Source organism: Rossellomorea sp. YZS02, assembly GCF_033963925.1.
In the GTDB taxonomy this organism is placed as follows: domain Bacteria; phylum Bacillota; class Bacilli; order Bacillales; family Bacillaceae_B; genus Rossellomorea.
This window is the reverse complement of the sequence record NZ_JAXBLY010000005.1, coordinates 143,170-162,041: the sequence shown is the minus strand read 5'-3', so window position 1 is coordinate 162,041 and position 18,872 is coordinate 143,170. Positions and strand designations below refer to the sequence as shown.

21 protein-coding genes are annotated in these 18,872 nt (G+C 43.7%); 8 read left to right on the top strand and 13 right to left on the bottom strand.

Annotated features, from left to right (window positions below):
- Positions 1-17: 17 nt before the first annotated feature.
- The 9 genes from flgM to SLH55_RS06965 form a co-directional block, all read right to left on the bottom strand.
- The gene (gene flgM, locus SLH55_RS07005; RefSeq protein WP_320323043.1) at positions 18-284 is read right to left on the bottom strand and encodes a flagellar biosynthesis anti-sigma factor FlgM; all 267 of its coding nucleotides are present in this window, start codon (positions 282-284) and stop codon (positions 18-20) included.
- Positions 285-397: 113 nt separating this feature from the next.
- Positions 398-814 (bottom strand): TIGR03826 family flagellar region protein, encoded by a 417-nt coding sequence (locus SLH55_RS07000; RefSeq protein WP_320323042.1) that lies wholly within the window; start codon positions 812-814, stop codon positions 398-400.
- A 60-nt stretch (positions 815-874) separates the two neighbouring features.
- Complete coding sequence (locus SLH55_RS06995; protein ID WP_320323041.1) at positions 875-1,477, bottom strand: ComF family protein; 603 nt, start codon at positions 1,475-1,477, stop codon at positions 875-877.
- A gap of 88 nt (positions 1,478-1,565) precedes the next feature.
- Complete coding sequence (locus SLH55_RS06990; protein WP_413787081.1) at positions 1,566-3,053, bottom strand: DEAD/DEAH box helicase; 1,488 nt, start codon at positions 3,051-3,053, stop codon at positions 1,566-1,568.
- A 199-nt stretch (positions 3,054-3,252) separates the two neighbouring features.
- Positions 3,253-4,104 (bottom strand): DegV family protein, encoded by an 852-nt coding sequence (locus SLH55_RS06985; RefSeq protein WP_320323039.1) that lies wholly within the window; start codon positions 4,102-4,104, stop codon positions 3,253-3,255.
- Positions 4,105-4,276: 172 nt separating this feature from the next.
- Positions 4,277-4,549, bottom strand: a complete 273-nt coding sequence (locus tag SLH55_RS06980; RefSeq protein ID WP_413787083.1) for a PilZ domain-containing protein — start codon at positions 4,547-4,549, stop codon at positions 4,277-4,279.
- A gap of 273 nt (positions 4,550-4,822) precedes the next feature.
- Positions 4,823-5,725, bottom strand: coding sequence for a DMT family transporter (locus SLH55_RS06975; RefSeq protein WP_320323038.1), 903 nt, complete (start codon positions 5,723-5,725; stop codon positions 4,823-4,825).
- A 168-nt stretch (positions 5,726-5,893) separates the two neighbouring features.
- On the bottom strand, positions 5,894-6,019 hold the full coding sequence (locus SLH55_RS06970) for a hypothetical protein (protein ID WP_320323037.1): 126 nt from the start codon (positions 6,017-6,019) through the stop codon (positions 5,894-5,896).
- 78 nt (positions 6,020-6,097) lie between these two features.
- Positions 6,098-6,616, bottom strand: coding sequence for a DUF6241 domain-containing protein (locus tag SLH55_RS06965; RefSeq protein ID WP_320323036.1), 519 nt, complete (start codon positions 6,614-6,616; stop codon positions 6,098-6,100).
- 187 nt (positions 6,617-6,803) lie between these two features.
- Between SLH55_RS06965 and SLH55_RS06960 the strand changes: the two genes are divergently transcribed.
- Entirely contained in the window at positions 6,804-7,970 is a 1,167-nt protein-coding gene (locus SLH55_RS06960; protein WP_320323035.1) for a 3-phenylpropionate MFS transporter, read from the top strand.
- Between the two features lie 121 nt (positions 7,971-8,091).
- Here SLH55_RS06960 and SLH55_RS06955 read toward each other — a convergent pair whose 3' ends face one another.
- Complete coding sequence (locus SLH55_RS06955) at positions 8,092-8,997, bottom strand: LysM peptidoglycan-binding domain-containing protein (protein ID WP_320323034.1); 906 nt, start codon at positions 8,995-8,997, stop codon at positions 8,092-8,094.
- A gap of 463 nt (positions 8,998-9,460) precedes the next feature.
- On the opposite strand from SLH55_RS06955, the gene treP reads away from it, so the two are divergent.
- From treP to SLH55_RS06930, 5 genes are all read left to right on the top strand, one after another.
- Positions 9,461-10,876, top strand: a complete 1,416-nt coding sequence (treP, locus tag SLH55_RS06950; protein ID WP_320323033.1) for a PTS system trehalose-specific EIIBC component — start codon at positions 9,461-9,463, stop codon at positions 10,874-10,876.
- Between the two features lie 344 nt (positions 10,877-11,220).
- The gene (gene treC / locus SLH55_RS06945; RefSeq protein WP_320323032.1) at positions 11,221-12,906 is read left to right on the top strand and encodes an alpha,alpha-phosphotrehalase; all 1,686 of its coding nucleotides are present in this window, start codon (positions 11,221-11,223) and stop codon (positions 12,904-12,906) included.
- A gap of 183 nt (positions 12,907-13,089) precedes the next feature.
- Entirely contained in the window at positions 13,090-13,239 is a 150-nt protein-coding gene (locus tag SLH55_RS06940; protein WP_320323031.1) for a hypothetical protein, read from the top strand.
- Positions 13,236-13,724, top strand: a complete 489-nt coding sequence (locus SLH55_RS06935) for a hypothetical protein (RefSeq protein ID WP_320323030.1) — start codon at positions 13,236-13,238, stop codon at positions 13,722-13,724. Before SLH55_RS06940 ends, SLH55_RS06935 begins: the two co-directional genes overlap by 4 nt.
- 52 nt (positions 13,725-13,776) lie before the next feature.
- Positions 13,777-13,938, top strand: coding sequence for an aspartyl-phosphate phosphatase Spo0E family protein (locus SLH55_RS06930; RefSeq protein WP_219165943.1), 162 nt, complete (start codon positions 13,777-13,779; stop codon positions 13,936-13,938).
- A 32-nt stretch (positions 13,939-13,970) separates the two neighbouring features.
- On the opposite strand, the gene SLH55_RS06925 is transcribed toward SLH55_RS06930, so the two are convergent.
- A complete protein-coding gene (locus tag SLH55_RS06925) occupies positions 13,971-14,579 on the bottom strand; it encodes a hypothetical protein (RefSeq protein WP_320323029.1) in 609 nt (202 codons plus the stop codon).
- A gap of 118 nt (positions 14,580-14,697) precedes the next feature.
- On the opposite strand from SLH55_RS06925, the gene treR reads away from it, so the two are divergent.
- The gene (treR, locus tag SLH55_RS06920) at positions 14,698-15,420 is read left to right on the top strand and encodes a trehalose operon repressor (RefSeq protein ID WP_320323028.1); all 723 of its coding nucleotides are present in this window, start codon (positions 14,698-14,700) and stop codon (positions 15,418-15,420) included.
- A gap of 406 nt (positions 15,421-15,826) precedes the next feature.
- Here the strand turns inward: treR and SLH55_RS06915 are convergent, their stop codons facing one another.
- Both SLH55_RS06915 and SLH55_RS06910 read right to left on the bottom strand, forming a co-directional pair.
- Positions 15,827-16,504: a response regulator gene (locus SLH55_RS06915; protein ID WP_219165946.1), complete on the bottom strand. Its 678-nt coding sequence runs from the start codon at positions 16,502-16,504 to the stop codon at positions 15,827-15,829.
- A 29-nt stretch (positions 16,505-16,533) separates the two neighbouring features.
- A complete protein-coding gene (locus tag SLH55_RS06910) occupies positions 16,534-17,676 on the bottom strand; it encodes a sensor histidine kinase (RefSeq protein WP_320323027.1) in 1,143 nt (380 codons plus the stop codon).
- 522 nt (positions 17,677-18,198) lie between these two features.
- Between SLH55_RS06910 and SLH55_RS06905 the strand changes: the two genes are divergently transcribed.
- A complete protein-coding gene (locus SLH55_RS06905) occupies positions 18,199-18,834 on the top strand; it encodes a YigZ family protein (protein ID WP_320323026.1) in 636 nt (211 codons plus the stop codon).
- The last annotated feature ends 38 nt before the right edge of the window (positions 18,835-18,872 follow it).

Below are 18,872 nucleotides of genomic sequence, written 5' to 3'. Positions count from 1 at the left end.
GTTTGTTCTCTCCCTTTTTATTGACCGTTATAGAAATTTCGTAATCCTTTAGCGATGGCTTTCGGATCGATGTTGTAGTTCCCGCCCTGAACCTGATCTTTTAATGCTTCCACTCGTGCCTGGCGTTCTTTGCCGAGTTTGGAAACCTCCTGCATTTCTTTAGCGGCAGAAGATATTTCGATTTTGTCGGATGCCGGTTTACCCGCTTTACCCACCTCATCCATTTTGTTCAGGTTGCGCTTATAAGGATTGATGTTCTGATTTCCGATATTGTTAATCTTCATCATGTTCCCTCGCTTTCTTCACGTACATGGTTTCTACCTAGTATATCGGATGAAAACGTGTTTTGTTTAGTGTCAGGGACTGGTTAGTTCTTCCTGAATTCTTTTCCTCAAAACTAGTTCTTATCTCTCATCGTGTAATAGGTTCTCTGACCGGATTCCTGGGATTTACTCTTCCATTCCTGTTCCGTTTCAAACTTTTTTAGATCAATGGCAAGTTCAGAAGAACAATCACTGCAAATCCGCCCCGTCCCTATAATCTTCCCGCATTTATCACAAGGATAACCCATATTCGGAAACTGCCTCGTCTGAATTCGACCCTTTTTCACCCATTTATATAGAAGTTCCTCGTCTACCCCAGTCACTTCAATCACTCTGTTCATAGTCGCAGCACGATTCTCCCGTTTCTTTAAAAATTGGTAAACGGTCTCGTACATATTCTCTTCTTCTTTATAACACTTATCACATACATCACGGAATTTATTTTGCATAAAAATCGCGTTGCAGCTTGGACAATTGATAATTTCTGACATAATCGGTTCCTCCCGGTAAAGCTTCTCTTACCTATTATATCGGCAGAGAACTTGATTGCTTTAACCCCTTGCGAGAGTCAGGGAAGAAACCTCTGCAGCACCCGCTTCCTTTATTAGCTTTGCAGCCTGCCTCAAAGTCGTACCCGTCGTATAAATATCATCAAACAACAGAATAGCCTTCTCTTTCACCACATTCTCCGTTAATTGAAATACCTGCTCCTGACAAAGTCGCTCACTCCGCGTTTTCTTAGACTGCTTCTCAGAATGCGATCTGGTGAGAATATTGGAGGGACGGACCTCTGCCTTCTCCAAAAGTGCTGTTGATTGGTTGAATCCTCTCTCATAGAGGCGTTCATCATTGAGGGGAATGGGAATAATGATGTCATATTTTCGTTTAGCGAGATAGAGTTTAATAGTATGGGAGAACGCTTGAGCCAATGCATAATCTCCCCGGTATTTATATCTCGCCAGGTAATCTTTCATAAAGTCATTGTAATGGAAGAAGGAATGGTTATGATCGAGGATTCCTTTCCAATCTGAATCCTGTTCCCACCTATGACAATCCAGGCACAAAGCTTCCTTTACCAGATTCGAAGGCAGTCCATCCAATGGCCGGGAGCATCCGTTGCATCGCTTACCTACTATTTCTTCTAACTTCCCCATACATTCCTCACATAAAAATTGAGTCTCACTGTGAAATAAGCCTCTCCACGACAATATCTCTACCAACTCACCCTCACAATACAAACAGTTATTTACCATGTATCAAGCCTCTATTTTTAGCTTCTTTATTCATCCCGTCGATATGTAAGAGGGCCTTAATCATTTCCCTTGTCCGGCCATAATGAAAATAGACGATGTCTCCCGACGGATACTCAGAACTTCTTCCCACCCTGCCCGCAATCTGCACAAGGGCGCTTTCTGTGAAAATTTTTTCTTCCGCCCCGAGAACTGCCACATCTATATTTGGGATGGTCACACCACGTTCTAATATCGTAGTCGTTAGCAAAATAGGAATTTCATTCTTTCTCATTTTCATCACTTTCTCTTTCCGGTCAGGGTCTTCTGCATGAACGGATTCAATGAGGGGATCCATTTCCTTGAACAAAGGCAGTGCATTTTCCATAAGTTCGACGGTTGGAAAGAAGATCAAGGCTTGTTTGGATTGCTGGAGTTTCAATAACGTCCATTTCTTCAGTGCAGGGGGTATTTGGTTTTTCGTTAATGCTTTCTTCCAAAGTCCGCACCAGACAAATCTCGGAGTGGGAATCGGGTGACGATGGAAGCGTGCAGGTATTTGTATGAAGTTCCTTTTACCTTTGACGGATTCCTTCTGCGTTATTGAATCAGGCGTAGCGGTCAGGTATATGATGGACGAACGGGGTTTCCGGGCATGTTCTACTGCCCATTGAAGGGATTTGTCATAGGAGTATGGGAACGCGTCGACTTCGTCTATGATCATGACATCAAAGGCTTCTTTGTACCGGTACAGTTGGTGGGTAGTGGAAAGGACAAGCTGTCCATAGGTGTGTCGGTCCTCAGATCCTCCGTATAGAATAGTGATGGATGTATCGGGAAACACCTTTTTAAGACGGGGAGACAGCTCGAGGATGACATCGGTACGGGGTGCGGCAATGCAGACGCGTTTACCCTTTTGAAGAGATTCATAAATTCCTTCAAAAAGGACCTCCGTCTTACCGGCTCCACATACGGCCCAAATGAGGAGGTCATCTCCGTTTTCAACAGCGGATATCATTTTATCCGATGCTTCCCTCTGAGCTGCAGAGAGTTCGCCTGACCATTCAAAGGCTGCCCGGGATGAATCCGGTGCCGGCCCGTTCCACTTTAAGAGCGGAGTACATTCAGATACTCTCCCCATCATGATGCAATTCCGGCAATAGGTGCAGTCTGTATAACAACGTGCGCATTGGAAGGCAGAAAACAGATGAGGACGGTTATTTCCGCAACGGCGGCAGTGTCCATCGTTTACTCCTTTTTCATATGAAACATAGCCATTGTGATAATGTTCCTGAAGAATTTCGATTGAATGTGGTATCTCATCTAATAATAATGATCGCCCACTGAGGTAGGATTGTAGATCTGATGAAAAATGATAGGAAGAGTTAAGAGGTTGAGGTGGCAGTGTGGTGAAGTCTGAGATTTTGTGAAAAATGGCTGGAACTTTTACAAATGGTTCAGGGGTTAAGCTTTCGTTCATTAAAGCAAAACGCAAATACATCACTCCTTGTGTTTGGATAATAATGTATTCTGCGCCAGGGGCAGAATATCCTGCTTAATGTAAAAACAGTGCCAGACACAAAACGATTGTTTCGTGCCTGGCACTGTTAGAGAATGCGAGAATGCACCTGGTACATAAAGGAGCTGTTGTACCTGGTACATGACAACTCTATTGTACCTGGTACAAATCACAAAATTCCCTACTGGCTCATCTTCTTCGCCCAGCCCATCCCCATCGAACCCTCACCTAAATGAGTCCCAATGACCGGACCGAAATAACTCACATTGAATTCAACGTTCGGATACTTCTCTTCCAACTCATTCTTCCACTCAATCGCTTCTTCTTCCCGATTGGCATGAATGATGGAAGCCTGATATGTTTCACCGGACGCGACTGCTTCTTCCAGGATGCCTTCCACCCGCTTCAACGCTTTCTTTTTGGTACGAATTTTTTCAAAAGGAACGATCACTTTGTCCACGAAATGCAGCAGTGGTTTCACTTGCAAGAGGCTTCCAATGATGGCCTGAGCTTGAGATAATCGTCCGCCGCGCTGGAGATGGGCAAGATCGTCTACCATAAAGTAAGCCTGAACAGACTCCTTCATTTCATCCAATAACCCGACGATTTCTTCAGCCGTTTTTCCTTCATGCTCTAACTTCGCACCTTCAATGGCATAGAAGCCTTGGATCATGCAGCTGATTTCCGAGTCGTATGGATACACTTTAATACCCTCGACCATTTCACCTGCCTGCACGGCACCTTGGTACGTCCCACTGATTCCACTCGATAAGTGAATCGAGATGACGGCATCGTAGTCTTTTGAAAGTTTTTCGAACAGCTTAACGAACTGTCCTACAGGAGGCTGTGAGGTTGTCGGGAGTTTATCCTGAATGCTGACCTCTTCGTAAAATTCACTTGCTGTAATGTCCACTTCTTCTTGATAGGTCTCCCCTCCAAAGATGACGCTGAGAGGAATCATATGTATGTTGAGTCGATCACGCAATTCTTTCGGGATGTAGGCGGTACTATCCGTTACAATTGCCGTTTTCATATCGAATTACCATCCTTATTGTTTATTTAGACCCGGAGTCATCCTTGATCCGGACCTGTCTATACAAAGCTATGTATCCTAACCATTTTATATGAATATGTATTCTTTTGCATTATATTCATTGGAAAAACTCTTTCCAAAGGTTCATTGATAGGATGTAACCCTCCTGAATTCATTTTTTAACATATTTCTTCAACTCATCGGTTATGCGCTCTTTAAGGCCGGCATCCCCTGTAAATTTCACCCCATACTGAAAATCGGAAAGACCTTTCTTCTTTTTCCATTGGATCACACCAACAGACGTGATTTCAGCAAAGCCTTCATCCAGCTGGAATGTCACCTGTAACCTGACTTCCTTTTCCAGATGGATGTCCAATAATGACTGAAGTCTGCATCCTTGAGGACTCAAGTCAACGATCTCCCCTTTGGCTGACTTGGATTGAATCGTTTGATCTCCTATCCCGACGATCGTAAACGAACAAGGGATGGGCTGTGAGAATGTAAAGCGATAGGATTCATCTCTCTTATACTTTATGATAAATCTCCTCCGTTCCGTTCAATATCCAGATTCAGGGATCATACTTATTACCGATATTATAGCAAATAATAGTAAATGAAATGATTCTATTTGCAAAAATTAAACAAACGTTTGATTAGTAATCCAATCCCTTGAGAGAAAAGGGTTCAGACATGTTAATCAAACGTTTGTTTAAAGGTCTTACCTCGTCCCTGCAGGTAAGGATGAGATGATTTTCTTAGATTTCCTTGAAGACAGGAATACCCCGGCAAAGATGATCAGCAACCCTAGAATGAGGTTGTGTGTCACCGGTTCCCCTAACAGCACGAAGCCCCAGATCATCGCAGTCCCCGGTATCAAATACGTCACCGTCGAGGCGAATTCCGGACTTCCATTGGTCATGATATAGAAATAAAGCAGCGTCGCGACACCTGAACCGAGACACCCCAGTCCTAAAATACCAAGGATTACCTCACCTGATGCTAAGTCACCGGCAGAGATTGGGGCAGTTATCATCATGCCCACAAACCCAACCGCTGCTCCGATCAATAGCTGGAACGTAGAAATCACGACCACGCTCGTTCCTGCCAAATACTTTTTTGTAAATTGAGAAGCAAACGCATAGTTCATCGTCGCGAGTACCATCGTCCCCACCCCTACAAAATCAGAGGAGAAGATTCCGCTCACTTCAAAGTTCATCAGGACAAGGATACCGATGAAGCCCACCGCAATCCCGATCCACTGGTATCCAGTCAACACGACGGCAAAGAATAAAAATCCGATCAGCCCCGTCCATATAGGCGTCGTCGCATTCAAGATGGATGCCGTATTGCTGTTAATCTGCGTCTCACTTAAAGCGATCAGTGTCCAGGGCAGCGCAGCATTCCCGATCCCCACCACAAATAGCTTCCATAAGGGTAGTGGTTTCCTCCCTTCCTTTTTCCTTTGGATGAAAAAGATTGGGAGAAGCACAAGGGCGCCTGCCAGGCATCTGAGGAATACAGTCCCCCACACCCCTGCAGGTTCCACGAGCCATTTGATGAAGACGAAGGACATTCCCCAGATCATGCTTAAGCCGATCAAGGCGGTATATAGTCTGGCCAATTCGCTTCCTCCTTCTTATTTATGTATAGTTTAGTAGATAAATAGATGTTATAGCATATTTCCGTTTATTTTATCCTACTCTTTCGTAAAATGAAATACTTTCTCAACACAAAAAAACCAGCCTACTTTGTCCCATAGCCTGGTTTAAATATAAGTGATTCCTATTTTTTATTTTTTTACTCTTGGGACAGGCTTCAATCTGCGATACTTTCTGACTCTTGCAGCTTCGAGTTCATTGTGTTCCCTGGCGTCCTTTTCAAACAACTCACGTGCTTTCGCATAGATCATAGACATGGTGCTCGCCCTCCTTTTTGTAAAATGTAGTAAACTTTTCCCGATTTTATGTGTTTAAAACCAAATTTCTAAAAAAAATTATCTTGATTCTTTTTTTCTGCTTTCGATATAGGTCTTTTCTTCTTTGGATGAAAGTAAATCTGTCGCTATGCCGACATTCCCATCCTGGATCCTCCAGATGGCATTGTGGTCACTTACCGCTTCGGAGAAATCACCATTTTTCCATCTCGTGAGGATTTTTTCATAAGTCGGTTCATATTTATAATTGTTCACCTTTAATTGAGATAATAAAAAATCGATACGTTCATTTGTAATTTCATAGAAAGACCATTTTTCTTCCGCTTTTACCTTCTGATGGCTCATGGCGTGAATGTACTGTTGTATAAGCTTTTCACTTAATGGCGTTTTTACATTTTCGTTAAATGGATTTTCGTCCCTGCTTATGTTCTGCGTTGAATCTGTTTCAACCCCTGCAGTCGAAACATCGCCACCTCCATTTAAAGGATTTGTTTCTAAGCTTCCTACTGCTATGTAGACCCCGATAGCTGTTACCAGCAGAACGCTGCACAAAATGATTCCGATGTTTTTCCTTTTCATGAAATGCCCCCTATTCCTTCATATCTGTCGTTACTTCTTCTATTTCATATGAGGATAGTCCTGCTAAGTCAGTGATGTTTCAAATGACATAGGAATTAATGTGGTTGTATTTCATGTGAGGCTCCTATATAATGACTCAATGTTTGTAAAATAATTTCCAACTCTACATAAAGGAGATCTGATAGATTTGAAGAATCAGACGTGGTTATCACTTCAGTTCTTTGCGATTTTTTTCACATGGGGAATCTTCATTCCCTACTGGACGGCGTGGCTTGTGGAAAGTAAGGACTTCTCCATATCAGCGGCGAGTACGGTCATCGCAGTCGGAATGATTGCCCGTTCGTTTTCGAGCTTTTTCGTTTTTCCGAAGTTGAGCCAAACAGTTTCATTGGGTCGATTATCAAGATGGATTGTATTGATTTCAGCTGCTGCACTGCTGATGTTTCTGCCGATGGATTCGTTCGGGATGGTTATCGGATGTATGGTGGTATTCAGCCTGGTTTATCCAATGCTCCTACCAATGGTTGAAAGCATGGCGGCTGTAATGATGAAGGAAGATGGGATTGATTATGGCCGGAGCCGGTCATGGGGATCGATTGGATATACGACAGCACTTCTTGCGGTCGGGTTTTTGACTTCGATTTTTACGGAGGGGGCCGTGATTTATCTTTTGTTCGGCGGAATTGTCGTGATTCTCCTTTCTTCTCTTATGAAGCTCCCACAGTCCATGAGCATGACACGAGGGCAGGAGAAGCTGTCTTACCGTGGATTGCTGAAATCCCGGAAGTTCGTCTGGGCAATGGTCATTGTCGTCCTGATTCAAGGAGCACATGCTTCTTATTATAATTATGGTGTGCTTTATTTGAAAGAGTTAGACGTGAGCGCCGTTTATATTGGTGTGATCTTGAATATTGCCGTGTTGTCTGAGATTGTGTTCTTTGCTTTTTCAGATCGGTTATTAAAAGGAAAGAGTATCTCTGTCATGTTCATGATAGCAGCAGGGGCTGCTGTGACGCGTTGGACATTGTTGTTCCTATTCCCCAGCACCCCTGTCTTCATCTTTACCCAACTTTTCCACTCATTAACCTTCGGATTGACACATTATGCATTTATGAGGTTGATTTATGAAGAGTTGGAGAGTAAAGATATCCCTGCTGCCCAGGGAGTATATACGTCCCTTGGCATGGGATTAAGCACAGCGATTCTCACTTTTGTCGGTGGGTTTCTGTATGACATGTCACCGGGTACCGCGTTTTTGGGAATGGCGGTTGTGGTCGTTCCGTGCGTTGTGCTTGGCGGGTGGATGTATTGGAAATATGATCGTGAAGCAAGAGGTGTGTTTAGTTATAAATAAGATGGTGACCGTCCGTTTTTCCCCGGGCGGTCTTTTTTTTATGACGGGAAATGTTTTGTGTAGATTATGACTTTTTTAGAAAAACGCCCCACCCCTTCCAGGCAGGACGCTTCAATCAATCTTAAAATCTCTTATACCCAACAAACTTAGGATTCCAATACGTGTTGCTCAACTTGGAAACGACAACACCGCTATCGGAAGCATGAATGAATTCCCCGTTTCCAATGTAAATTCCCATGTGACTGATGCCAGCTTTATATGTATTTTCGAAGAATACAAGGTCCCCTGATTTCGGGCTGGATACGAAATAGGATTTGCTGTAATAGCCTTCAGTGTTCGTACGTGCAATCGATTGTCCCGCCTGATTGAAGACGTAGTAGATAAATCCGCTGCAGTCAAAGCCGGATGGTGTTGTGCCTCCCCATGCGTATGGAGTCCCTACGTATTTCTTGGCGATGTCAACGACGTTTGAAGTCGGGGCATCGGTTCCGCTTGAAGTTCCTTTAATCGTAAGTTTTTGACCAACATAAATGGAATCAGAGGTTAAGCTGTTCCAGGATTTAATTGACGAAACACTTACATCATATTTTACCGCGATATGGGACAGGGTATCTCCTGACTGGACTGTATATGTACTTGATCCAGTTGACGAGGTGCTCACCCCACCAGAAGAAACGATTAACGTCTGTCCAGGATAGATCACATCACTCGTCAAGTTATTCCATGATTTAAGTTCTGACACATAGACATCGAATTTTGCTCCGATCTTAGACAGGTAGTCGCCTGATTGAACGGTGTACGTCTTCGCCGTGGTTGGGGCGGAAACTTCCAGTACTTGATTTACATAGATCATATCAGAGCTCAGGTTGTTCCAGGATTTCAGGTTTGAAACGGTTGTATCATATTTATAAGCAATCAACGAAAGGGAGTCACCTGATTGTACGCGGTAAGATGCCGCTTCCGTTGAATTAGCAGCCATTGTCGAGATTAGTGCAGCAGTAGTAAATGCAATAATAGTCTTTTTCAAAAAAATGTCTCCTTTATTCATAATGTCGAAATTTGTTGCTTGTCCATTATGGCTGAAGGAGATTGAGATTTTAATAGGCTAAAATTCTTATCTGAAGAAAAATCAGGAAGAAACCCCAGTATAATAACACTTGGTACTTTATGGTCCTGTTTCCAATGAATTTTAAAGTATGGTAATTCCGATATCATTATGGTTCCAGTTAAGTCATTTTAGAAATCTTTATATGATCTTTGAGTATAGAAATGAAAACGGCTACACTTTTTTATTGACAACTTGTATATACATGAATACAATAAAAGTATATCTTGTATATACAACACTCCCCATTAAATGAAAGCGTTTTGACAAAAGCATGACATAAAGCGTTTTTCACATACTATTTAGGGGAATTCCATTAATAGAAATGAAAGCGGGTACATGCTGGACGCCCGGCATCTTTCACCATTCCAAGGGAGGGAATTTCATGAGCGTGAAACGTGAAGACGTTCTCGAAATCATTGAAGCGATTGGCGGTAAGGACAATATCCATACGGCCACGCACTGTGTGACTCGTCTCCGGCTGGTTCTGAATGACGAGAAAAAGGTTGATAAAGAGAGATTAGAGGCAATTGACTTGGTGAAGGGGTCCTTCTCCTCAAACGGTCAGTTCCAGGTTGTCATTGGACAAGGTCTTGTGAATAAAGCGTATCAAATTTTGGCTGAAGAAACAGGGATCGAGCAGGCATCGAAGCAAGATGTTAAAAATGCCGCGACTCAGAACCTGAATCCACTGCAGCGTGCGATCAAGGTACTCGCGGATATCTTCATTCCGATCCTGCCGGCGATCGTAACGGCCGGTTTGTTGATGGGTCTGAATAATATCCTGACCGGGCCGGGGATTTTCTATGATGAGAAATCGGTCATTGATGTTCATAAACAATGGGCTGATTTCGCTTCGATCATTAACTTGATTGCCAACACGGCCTTTGTCTTCTTGCCTGGGTTGATTGGTTGGTCTGCGGTCAAGCGTTTTGGCGGAAGTCCATTACTCGGTATTGTATTAGGTCTTATGCTGGTTCATCCGGACTTACTGAACGCATGGTCGTATGCAAGTGCCGAAAAGATTCCTACGTGGAACTTATTTGGACTTGAAGTTGATAAGATCGGGTATCAGGGTCAGGTTCTGCCGATCTTATTTGCTTCATTATTATTAGCGAAAATTGAACAGTTTCTGGAAAAACGGGTCCACGATTCAATCAAGCTGTTGGTCGTTGCCCCGGTAGCGCTACTGATTACCGGATTTGCTGCGTTCATCCTGATCGGGCCAGTGACATTCTTCATTGGTAACATGCTGACTGACGGGGTGGTCTGGGTATTCGATCACTTCTCTTGGCTCGGCGGCCTTCTATATGGTGGACTATATGCAGTCATGGTCATTACCGGTATGCACCATACGTTCCTGGCAGTCGATTTACAGCTTGTATCAAATGCTGGCGGAACATTCCTATGGCCAATCCTGGCACTATCTAATATCGCTCAAGGTTCTGCAGCACTAGCCATGATGTTTGTAGCGAAGAAAGAAAACGAAAAACTGCGCGGTCTGGCAGGAACCTCTGCCCTCTCCGCTTATCTCGGAATCACCGAGCCTGCCATGTTCGGGGTGAACCTGCGATATAAATATCCGTTCATCTCAGCATTGATCGGTTCTGCCATCGGCGGTGTGTTACTCGCCATGACCGGTACGAAAGCCTTCTCCATCGGTGTCGGCGGACTGCCTGGTATCCTGTCCATCAAATCAGAATACTGGCTGCCATTTGCCATCGGTATGGTCATCGCCATCGTCGTACCATTCGTCCTGACGATGATCTGGTCGAAATTCAGCAAGAACGAAGTAGCCTAAATCATAGAAACAATAGATAGAGAAAAAGAGTTGCAACAACTTGTATATACAAGTTAAACTAAGGGGGACAAATGAATTCTAAGCACTTGCCTGTAAAGCATAGTGATGGGATTGTTTGTCCCCTTTTCTTATTAGAGGGACGGACCTCCAAATCTGCTGGTTTTGGAGCATCCTTTCCTATTAGATAAGGGATTTAATCGAAAAGCGGAAGGTCCGTCCCTCTCAATTGATAGACTTCCGAAGAACAAACCTTATCAAATCAACGATTATGTATAACAAAAGCGGCGGATTAACAGAAAAAGTGAGGTCCGTCCCTAAATATAAGTAAAGGATGGTGCGTGTTTATGAAGCAGCCTTGGTGGAAGAAAGCGGTTGTGTATCAGATTTATCCGAAGAGTTTTTATGATACGTCGGGGAATGGCGTCGGGGATATTAAGGGGATTACGGCGAAGCTGGATTATTTGAAGGAGCTTGGGGTTGATGTGGTGTGGATTACGCCTATTTATAAGTCTCCTCAAAATGATAATGGGTATGATATTAGTGATTACTTTAACATCCACGATGAGTACGGGACTATGGAGGATTTCGATGAACTGCTGGAACAGGCACACGCCCGTGGCATCAAGATCATCATGGATATCGTAATCAATCATACGTCGACGGAGAATCAGTGGTTCATCGAGTCACGGAAGTCCCAGGATAATGAGTACCGCGACTTCTATATATGGAGAGACGGTAACCCTGATGGTTCAGAGCCTACGAACTGGCAGTCTAAGTTCGGCGGTAACGCGTGGCAGTATGATGAGGAAACGGGGCAGTACTACCTCCACCTCTTTGACGTCACTCAGGCAGACCTTAACTGGGAGAATGATAAAGTAAGAAAGAAACTATATGACATGATGCACTTCTGGCTCAAAAAAGGAGTCGACGGCTTCCGTCTCGACGTCATCAACCTCATCTCAAAAGATCAGGATTTCCCGGATGACGATGGTTCCATCGCACCGGGAGACGGACGCAAGTTCTACACAGACGGTCCCAAGGTCCATGAGTATATGCAGGAAATGAACAAGGAAGTGTTCTCTCAATACGACATCATGACCGTCGGGGAAATGTCTTCCACGACGATCGATCATTGTATCAAGTATTCGAACCCGTCACGCAACGAGCTTAGCATGACGTTCAACTTCCACCATCTGAAGGTGGATTATCCAAACGGGGAGAAATGGTCGGTCGCCGACTTCGACTTCCTGAAGCTGAAGGACATCCTGTCTATCTGGCAGCGTGAAATGTACGAAGGCGGCGGTTGGAACGCCCTCTTCTGGTGCAACCATGATCAGCCGAGGATCGTATCCCGCTACGGCGACGACGGAGAGTATCGCACAGAATCTGCGAAAATGCTCGCGACGACAATCCATATGATGCAGGGTACCCCATATATCTATCAAGGAGAAGAATTCGGGATGACGAACCCGAAATTCACAAGCATCGATGAATACCGTGACGTCGAGTCCATCAACATTTTTAATATTTTAAAAGAGCAAGGAAAATCCGAAGAAGAAATCCTTGAAATCCTGCGTCATAAATCCCGTGACAACTCACGGACACCGGTTCAGTGGAATGGAGAAGAAAATGCTGGATTCACGAACGGCACCCCTTGGATACCTGTGGCGAAAAACTATCAGGAAATCAATGCTGAGCAAGCACTGAAAGACGAAAACTCAGTGTTCTATCACTATCAGAAGCTGAACAGTCTCCGTAAGGAATATGACATCATCGTCAACGGTGACTATCAGCTGATTTTGGAAGATCACCCTGATATTTTTGCTTATGTACGAAATGGCGACGGTGAGAAACTACTTGTGGTGAATAACTTTTATAAGAAGGAAACGGAATTCACGTTGCCTCCTGAGGTGGACGTGAATGGCTGGACAAGCGAGATCCTCCTATCGAATTACGAGGATACAGCGAATGTATACGAGAACGTGGCGCTTCGTCCATATGAGTCTGTCGTGTCCCGTTTAACGAAATAAGGTAAAATAACGTTTGGGGTTTAGGCCCCGAACGTTATTTTTTTAGGATTACATTAGTAAAAATATGGGTATTGTGTACGACAAACCCCTTTTGAAAGGATGCTTATGAACAACAAAATGAAAAAAGCGGTAAAAACCGCGTTATTATTGTATCCTATAATGATGGGTATAGGTGGGACGATTATGCTGGGTGTTCTTTTGTTATCGGTCATCCCTAAAGAAGAAATCCCAAGCGTCGCCCTCCCACTTTCCATGTTGGGAATCTACATATACGGAACTTGTGCAGTCTCAATAATTATAAGATTGACGTTCTTTAAAGGAGAAATCAAGTGAATATATCCGTAAAAACCATTCGATTTTCATTACTATTTTTTTCAATTTTCGTCGGTTTGATGGGAACGATCTCAATGCTCGTTTTACTATTTTGGGGGATACCTATGGAGGATCTCCGTTCGCATCTACCTGCGATTCTCATATTGGCAGGGTTCTTTTACGGGATCTGTGCAGTGGCTCTTATCATTAGACACTTTTTACGAAATAAAGTCAGCAGTGAGAATGGGTCGTTTATTCAGAAAAGCCTACCGATGAAACAGATCTTCCGCTCAGGGCTGTTACTTTTCGCCATCATTACGATACTCGGAGGTACGTTCTCCCTATTTATCATTGCCCTTAACTTTTTTACAGAAGGAATCTTGCCCGACCAGCCGTTTATGGCTTTAATTGCTTCAAGTATTCTCAACTACAGCTTTGCCTTCCTATTTCTTCTTGTCCGGTCAAAGTTTTTAAAAGAGATAAATTGTAAACCTATGAAAAATTAAGTTAACATTTATTCACTATTATGGGATAATAAAGCTAAAAGGAGTTCCTGCCATGAATGCCACGCCTAAAGTTCAAACCCTATTGCAAGAAATAGAAACAAAGCGCCTGGAACTTAAATACTTTGCACTATACCATGGTTTCTCACATCCCGAGACCGTGAAACTCAGTCAGGAACTTGATGAACTATTTAACCGATATCAACGATTGAAATAAAAAAAGGCTGCGCTACAACGCAGCCTTTCATCTTATTCCGTTGCTCCCTCTTCCCCTTCAGTAGCCAAGAAGAAGATCGCCGCTACTTTCCATCCATCCTCTTTCTTATGGAAGACGGTTACCTGCTTACCAGAACGGGTCACTTCCTTATCACTGTTCGGGTCCTTCGTCATAGCTTTGATCTCAGCGTACACATCCGCTTTCTTTCCGGCTGCATAGTTGATGATCTTCACATTATCCACTGAACGCTTCGAATCGACAGAATCAAAGATCTGCTTCACATAGCGCTCTTCATCCTCGTACTTAAAGTTCACCGGTGTCTTCGAAATGACACTCATGTATGAATCGAAATCTTCTTCGTTAAAGGCATTGATATATTGATCAAAGGCAGCGTTGATCGCCGTCTTTTCTTCTTCCGGGATTCCTTCCGCTTCCTCCAGTGCGCTCGCGTCTTCTACAACCTGGGTCATCTGGTTCAATGATGCCGCTTCATCTGTAGCAGGATCTTCTTTCGGGCTGACCTCTTCTGTCTTGGCCGCTTCTTTCTCTTCCTTCTTCTCTTCGTCTGCCCCACAAGCACCCAATAATAATGTGCTCATGCCAATTCCCAACATGATTTTCTTCCAATGCTGTTTCGACAATGCTCTTCACCCTTTTCTAAAATTTGCGCTATCTCCATTCTATTGAAAATATTCACAACACTCAAGTTGAATCTCATGTCTTCCTATTAATTATGGTAAAATAATAGCAGGTGATACTATGACGAAGAGTAATAAATACAAACAAATCTTTGAAGATCTCTCTGAAAAAATACAAAACGGTACCTATACAGCAAATTCCATCCTCCCATCGGAGAACGAGCTGACTGTCATTTACTCTACTTCACGTGAGACTATTCGTAAAGCGCTTACATTGCTGGCTCAAAAAGGATTCATCCAGAAGCTTCGTGGAAAGGGTTCCCTTGTACTCGATGTCTCCCGTATGAGCTTCCCCATCTCGGGCCTTGTCAGCTTTAAAGAACTGCAGACGTCCATGGGCCGTGATCATATCGAGACGTTCGTCCACGACTTTGGATTGGTGCAGGCTGATGACCCGATCGCAACTCAGCTTGAGTCTTCTCGTGGAGCAGAAGTCTGGAAAGTCATCCGCTCCCGTAAAATCGGTGGTGAGAGGATCATTCTTGATAAATCTTATTTTTTGAAAGAACAGGTTCCCCTGCTCACAAAAGATATTTGCGAGAATTCCATATATGAATATCTCGAAGGTGAGCTTCAACTGCCCATCGATTTTGCAAAAAAAGAAATCGTTGTGGAAGAATGTACAGATGAGGACAGGGAATACCTTGATCTGAAAGACTATGATCATGTGGTCGTCGTGAAGAACTATGTCCATTTGAAGGATGCGACGATGTTTGAGTATACGGAATCGCGGCACAGACTGGATATGTTCCGGTTTGTTGATTTTGCGCGGAGAAAGCATTGAGGGTGGGTCCACTTCCTTGTTGGGGAGTGGATTTTTTATTTGAATATTTTTATAGTAAAAGTTCGACACGACGGCACGATTATTACAACTCTCGCTTGATAATCTTAAATCTCGCATGAAAAATCTATACCCCGCACGATTATCTCCTATCTCGCACGATTCCTAACTAAACTCGCATGATTATCCCCGCGACAGTGATTTCAATCTCAACTCATCCCTTTCAAACCGGCGCAAAGTCCCATCCAGGACCTCATTCCAACTAAAACAGACAATCAAAGACTAAAAACCAATTAGTAACCTGGATTCTACCAACCAAAAAACCCAAACCCACAAAAAAACAGCCCTCCACCAAGAAGGGCTGCTCTCTCAACAACAAATTAACAATACTCTATCTATCAACCGATACTTATCGTACTTCCACCCAGCCATTCTTAATCGCAGTCACTACTGCCTGGGTACGGTCGTTCACGTTCATTTTTTGAAGTATATTACTTACATGATTTTTGACAGTTTTTTCACTGATGTATAATCCTTCACCGATACCGCGGTTGCTCTTACCGTCAGCAAGCATTTGCAGTACTTCACATTCGCGGCGCGTTAACAGGTGAAGCGGGCGGCGAACTTCGGATTGCTGGAATCCACCTGAGTTTTGAGCATTAGCCAGGCGTTTGTATTCTGCAACCAGGTTGTGCGTCACTTTAGGATGTACGTATGAGCCGCCTTCAGCGACAATCTTGACTGCATCCACTAAAGCGTCTGAGTCCATCTCTTTTAACAGATAACCCAGTGCCCCTGTTTTCAGCGCATGATTAACATAGTTTTCGTCGTCGTGAATGGATAGGATGATGACTTTCGTCTCCGGGTATTTGTCCATTAATTCACGAGTCGCTTCCACGCCGTTTGTCTCAGGCATGTTGATATCCATGAGGACTACGTCGGGTTCATGTGTTTCAACCAGGTTCATCGCTTCTGAACCGTCATCACCTTCTGCTACTACGTTGAAAGAAGGTTCGAACTCGAGGATTCGTTTAACCCCTTCTCTGAAAAGCTGATGATCGTCAATGATAACAATATTTGTTGCCATGTCTTTCGCCTCCCTAAACCTTGGAAAATTTACTTATTAAGTGGTACCTGGATCAGAATGACCGTTCCAGCTCCTACTTTTGAGTCAATCGTGATGTCTCCTTCTAGAAGGTCGACACGCTCTTTCATCCCCATGATGCCAAAGGATCCTTTTTTCTCTGTATCTTGGTCGAATCCTTTGCCGTTGTCTTTGACAACAACTGTTATTTGGTCTTTCTTTACTTCTACTTTAACTTGGATATGTGTGGCTTCTGCGTGCTTAAGGGCGTTCTGAACACTTTCTTGTACCAATCGGAATAGAGCGACTTCGAATTTGGAAGGAAGTCTGATATCGTGCCCCATATTCACAAACTGAATCGAGGTTTCCTGGTTATACTCTTCGATGGTACTCAAGTATTTTTTGAGGGTCGGTATCAACCCCAGGTCGTCGAGCGCCATCGGTCTGAGGTCATAAATGATGCGGCGGACCTCATACAATGCTGAGCGGACCATCCGTTTGAGATCGCGGATTTCCCTAATGGCATCATCTGTGCTTTTTTCCCGGAACACTCGTTCAATGAGATCCGAGCGAATCATCACATTCGCCATCATTTGTGCAGGGCCGTCATGAATTTCACGGGACAGGCGTTTCCGCTCATCCTCCTGGGCCTCGATGATTCTGAGCCCGAAATCCTGCCGCTGCTTCGCGTCCTCTAATGCCGCGCCAACCTGCCTTAAGTCACTATTTAAGTAATTGAGAACGACGGATATTTGTGAGCAAAGGTTCTCGGCCTTTTCAATCGTGTCTCCGAGTGATTGTAAGCGCCTTTCCAGTTCATCCCTTCGATCCCGAAGCTGCTTTTCCTGCTGTCTGTTCATGGATAGCTTCATCTGAAGGTCATGAGCCTTCTCATACGCTTCTCTTACCTGGTCTTCTGAATAGGTTTGGAAATGCTTGCTGACTTCAGATAGTCTGAGCCGGGCAAACTTCGATTTCTGCTGGAGGTCATCTCCCTCATCGATCACTCTCAGGACCATTTCTTTCACTTCTAATAATTCTTTCATCAAATCTTCATAATCAGTTCGACATTGCTCGCCAATCTGGAAGATCTCATCCTTACTTTCGTCAACCGTATCGACCATCTTTTTCAGGATGCTATCTAACATCTTGGTGTCTATTTTTTTTAGTGACACGGTACACCCCTCTTTTGTTCCACAATAGTCGTCCACCTAGAAAACTATCCTTGCATAGTAATAATCGGTCCAATAAGCTCTGTACACAATGATTTCATCATGTCCATAGACCCACTGTTCATCTATAATAGATAGTACCTATTATCAATTCAATGGAAAGTCACTGAAATCCTTTATTCATCTAGGCATATTCCTATGTAATACTTCTACCAAGGGATTATTCGCTCCAGGAATAATAGAGAATGAATGGCAATTATATAGACCATTAGGCTTCCCTTAAAGAGCGTTGGAACAACTGAAGTATTACTATCAGCGTCCATTATACCATGTCACATATTGTCGGAGATTAAAGTTTGATTACATTGTATTACCATTATTTCATGTAGAACCAGTTTTTACCTGACAATATACCCCATGCAGTTCCCAAATTGTGCATTCTTCATCATTTTTAGATATAGTAGAAATAGGATAAACGTGCGTTTTTTGTCGCAAGTTGCGACAAGGGAGAAAGGAGAATGGAGTTTGCTACATCACTATAATACCGTCAAGGGTTACGGAGAGCATGAAATCACAATTGAACGGTCCAGGTTCATCGCTTATGTGAATCGTGTGGAAACGGAAGAAGAAGCACAGGAATTCATCGCTTCCATTAAGAAGAAGCATCATGATGCCAATCATAATTGTTCTGCCTATATGATCGGGGAGAATAATTTGATTCAGAAAGCCAATGACGACGGAGAGCCGAGTGGGACGGCGGGAGTTCCTATGCTTGAGGTTTTGAAAAAGAGGGATCTCAAGGATACGGTTGTAGTCGTCACCCGATATTTCGGTGGCATCAAGCTTGGTGCCGGCGGTTTGATACGGGCATACGGTCGATCTACGTCTGAAGGACTCAACGCCACAGGCATAGTCGAGAGACGTCTTATGCGTATAATGAAGACGAAAATAGACTATACGTGGCTGGGAAAGGTTGAGAATGAAGTGAGGTCGTCCATCTATCAGTTAAAAGATATTCATTACTTGGATGCTGTTGAGGTCGAAGTGTATGTAGAAGAAGCTTCAAAGGATCAATTTGTGGATTGGATGACGGAACTGACGAATGGACAGGGTGAGATCTCCGAAGGGGATGTGGAGTACTTAGAGGTGGATATTAAGTAGTTCGACGAGGGACGGACCTCTGGAACAGAGGTCCGTCC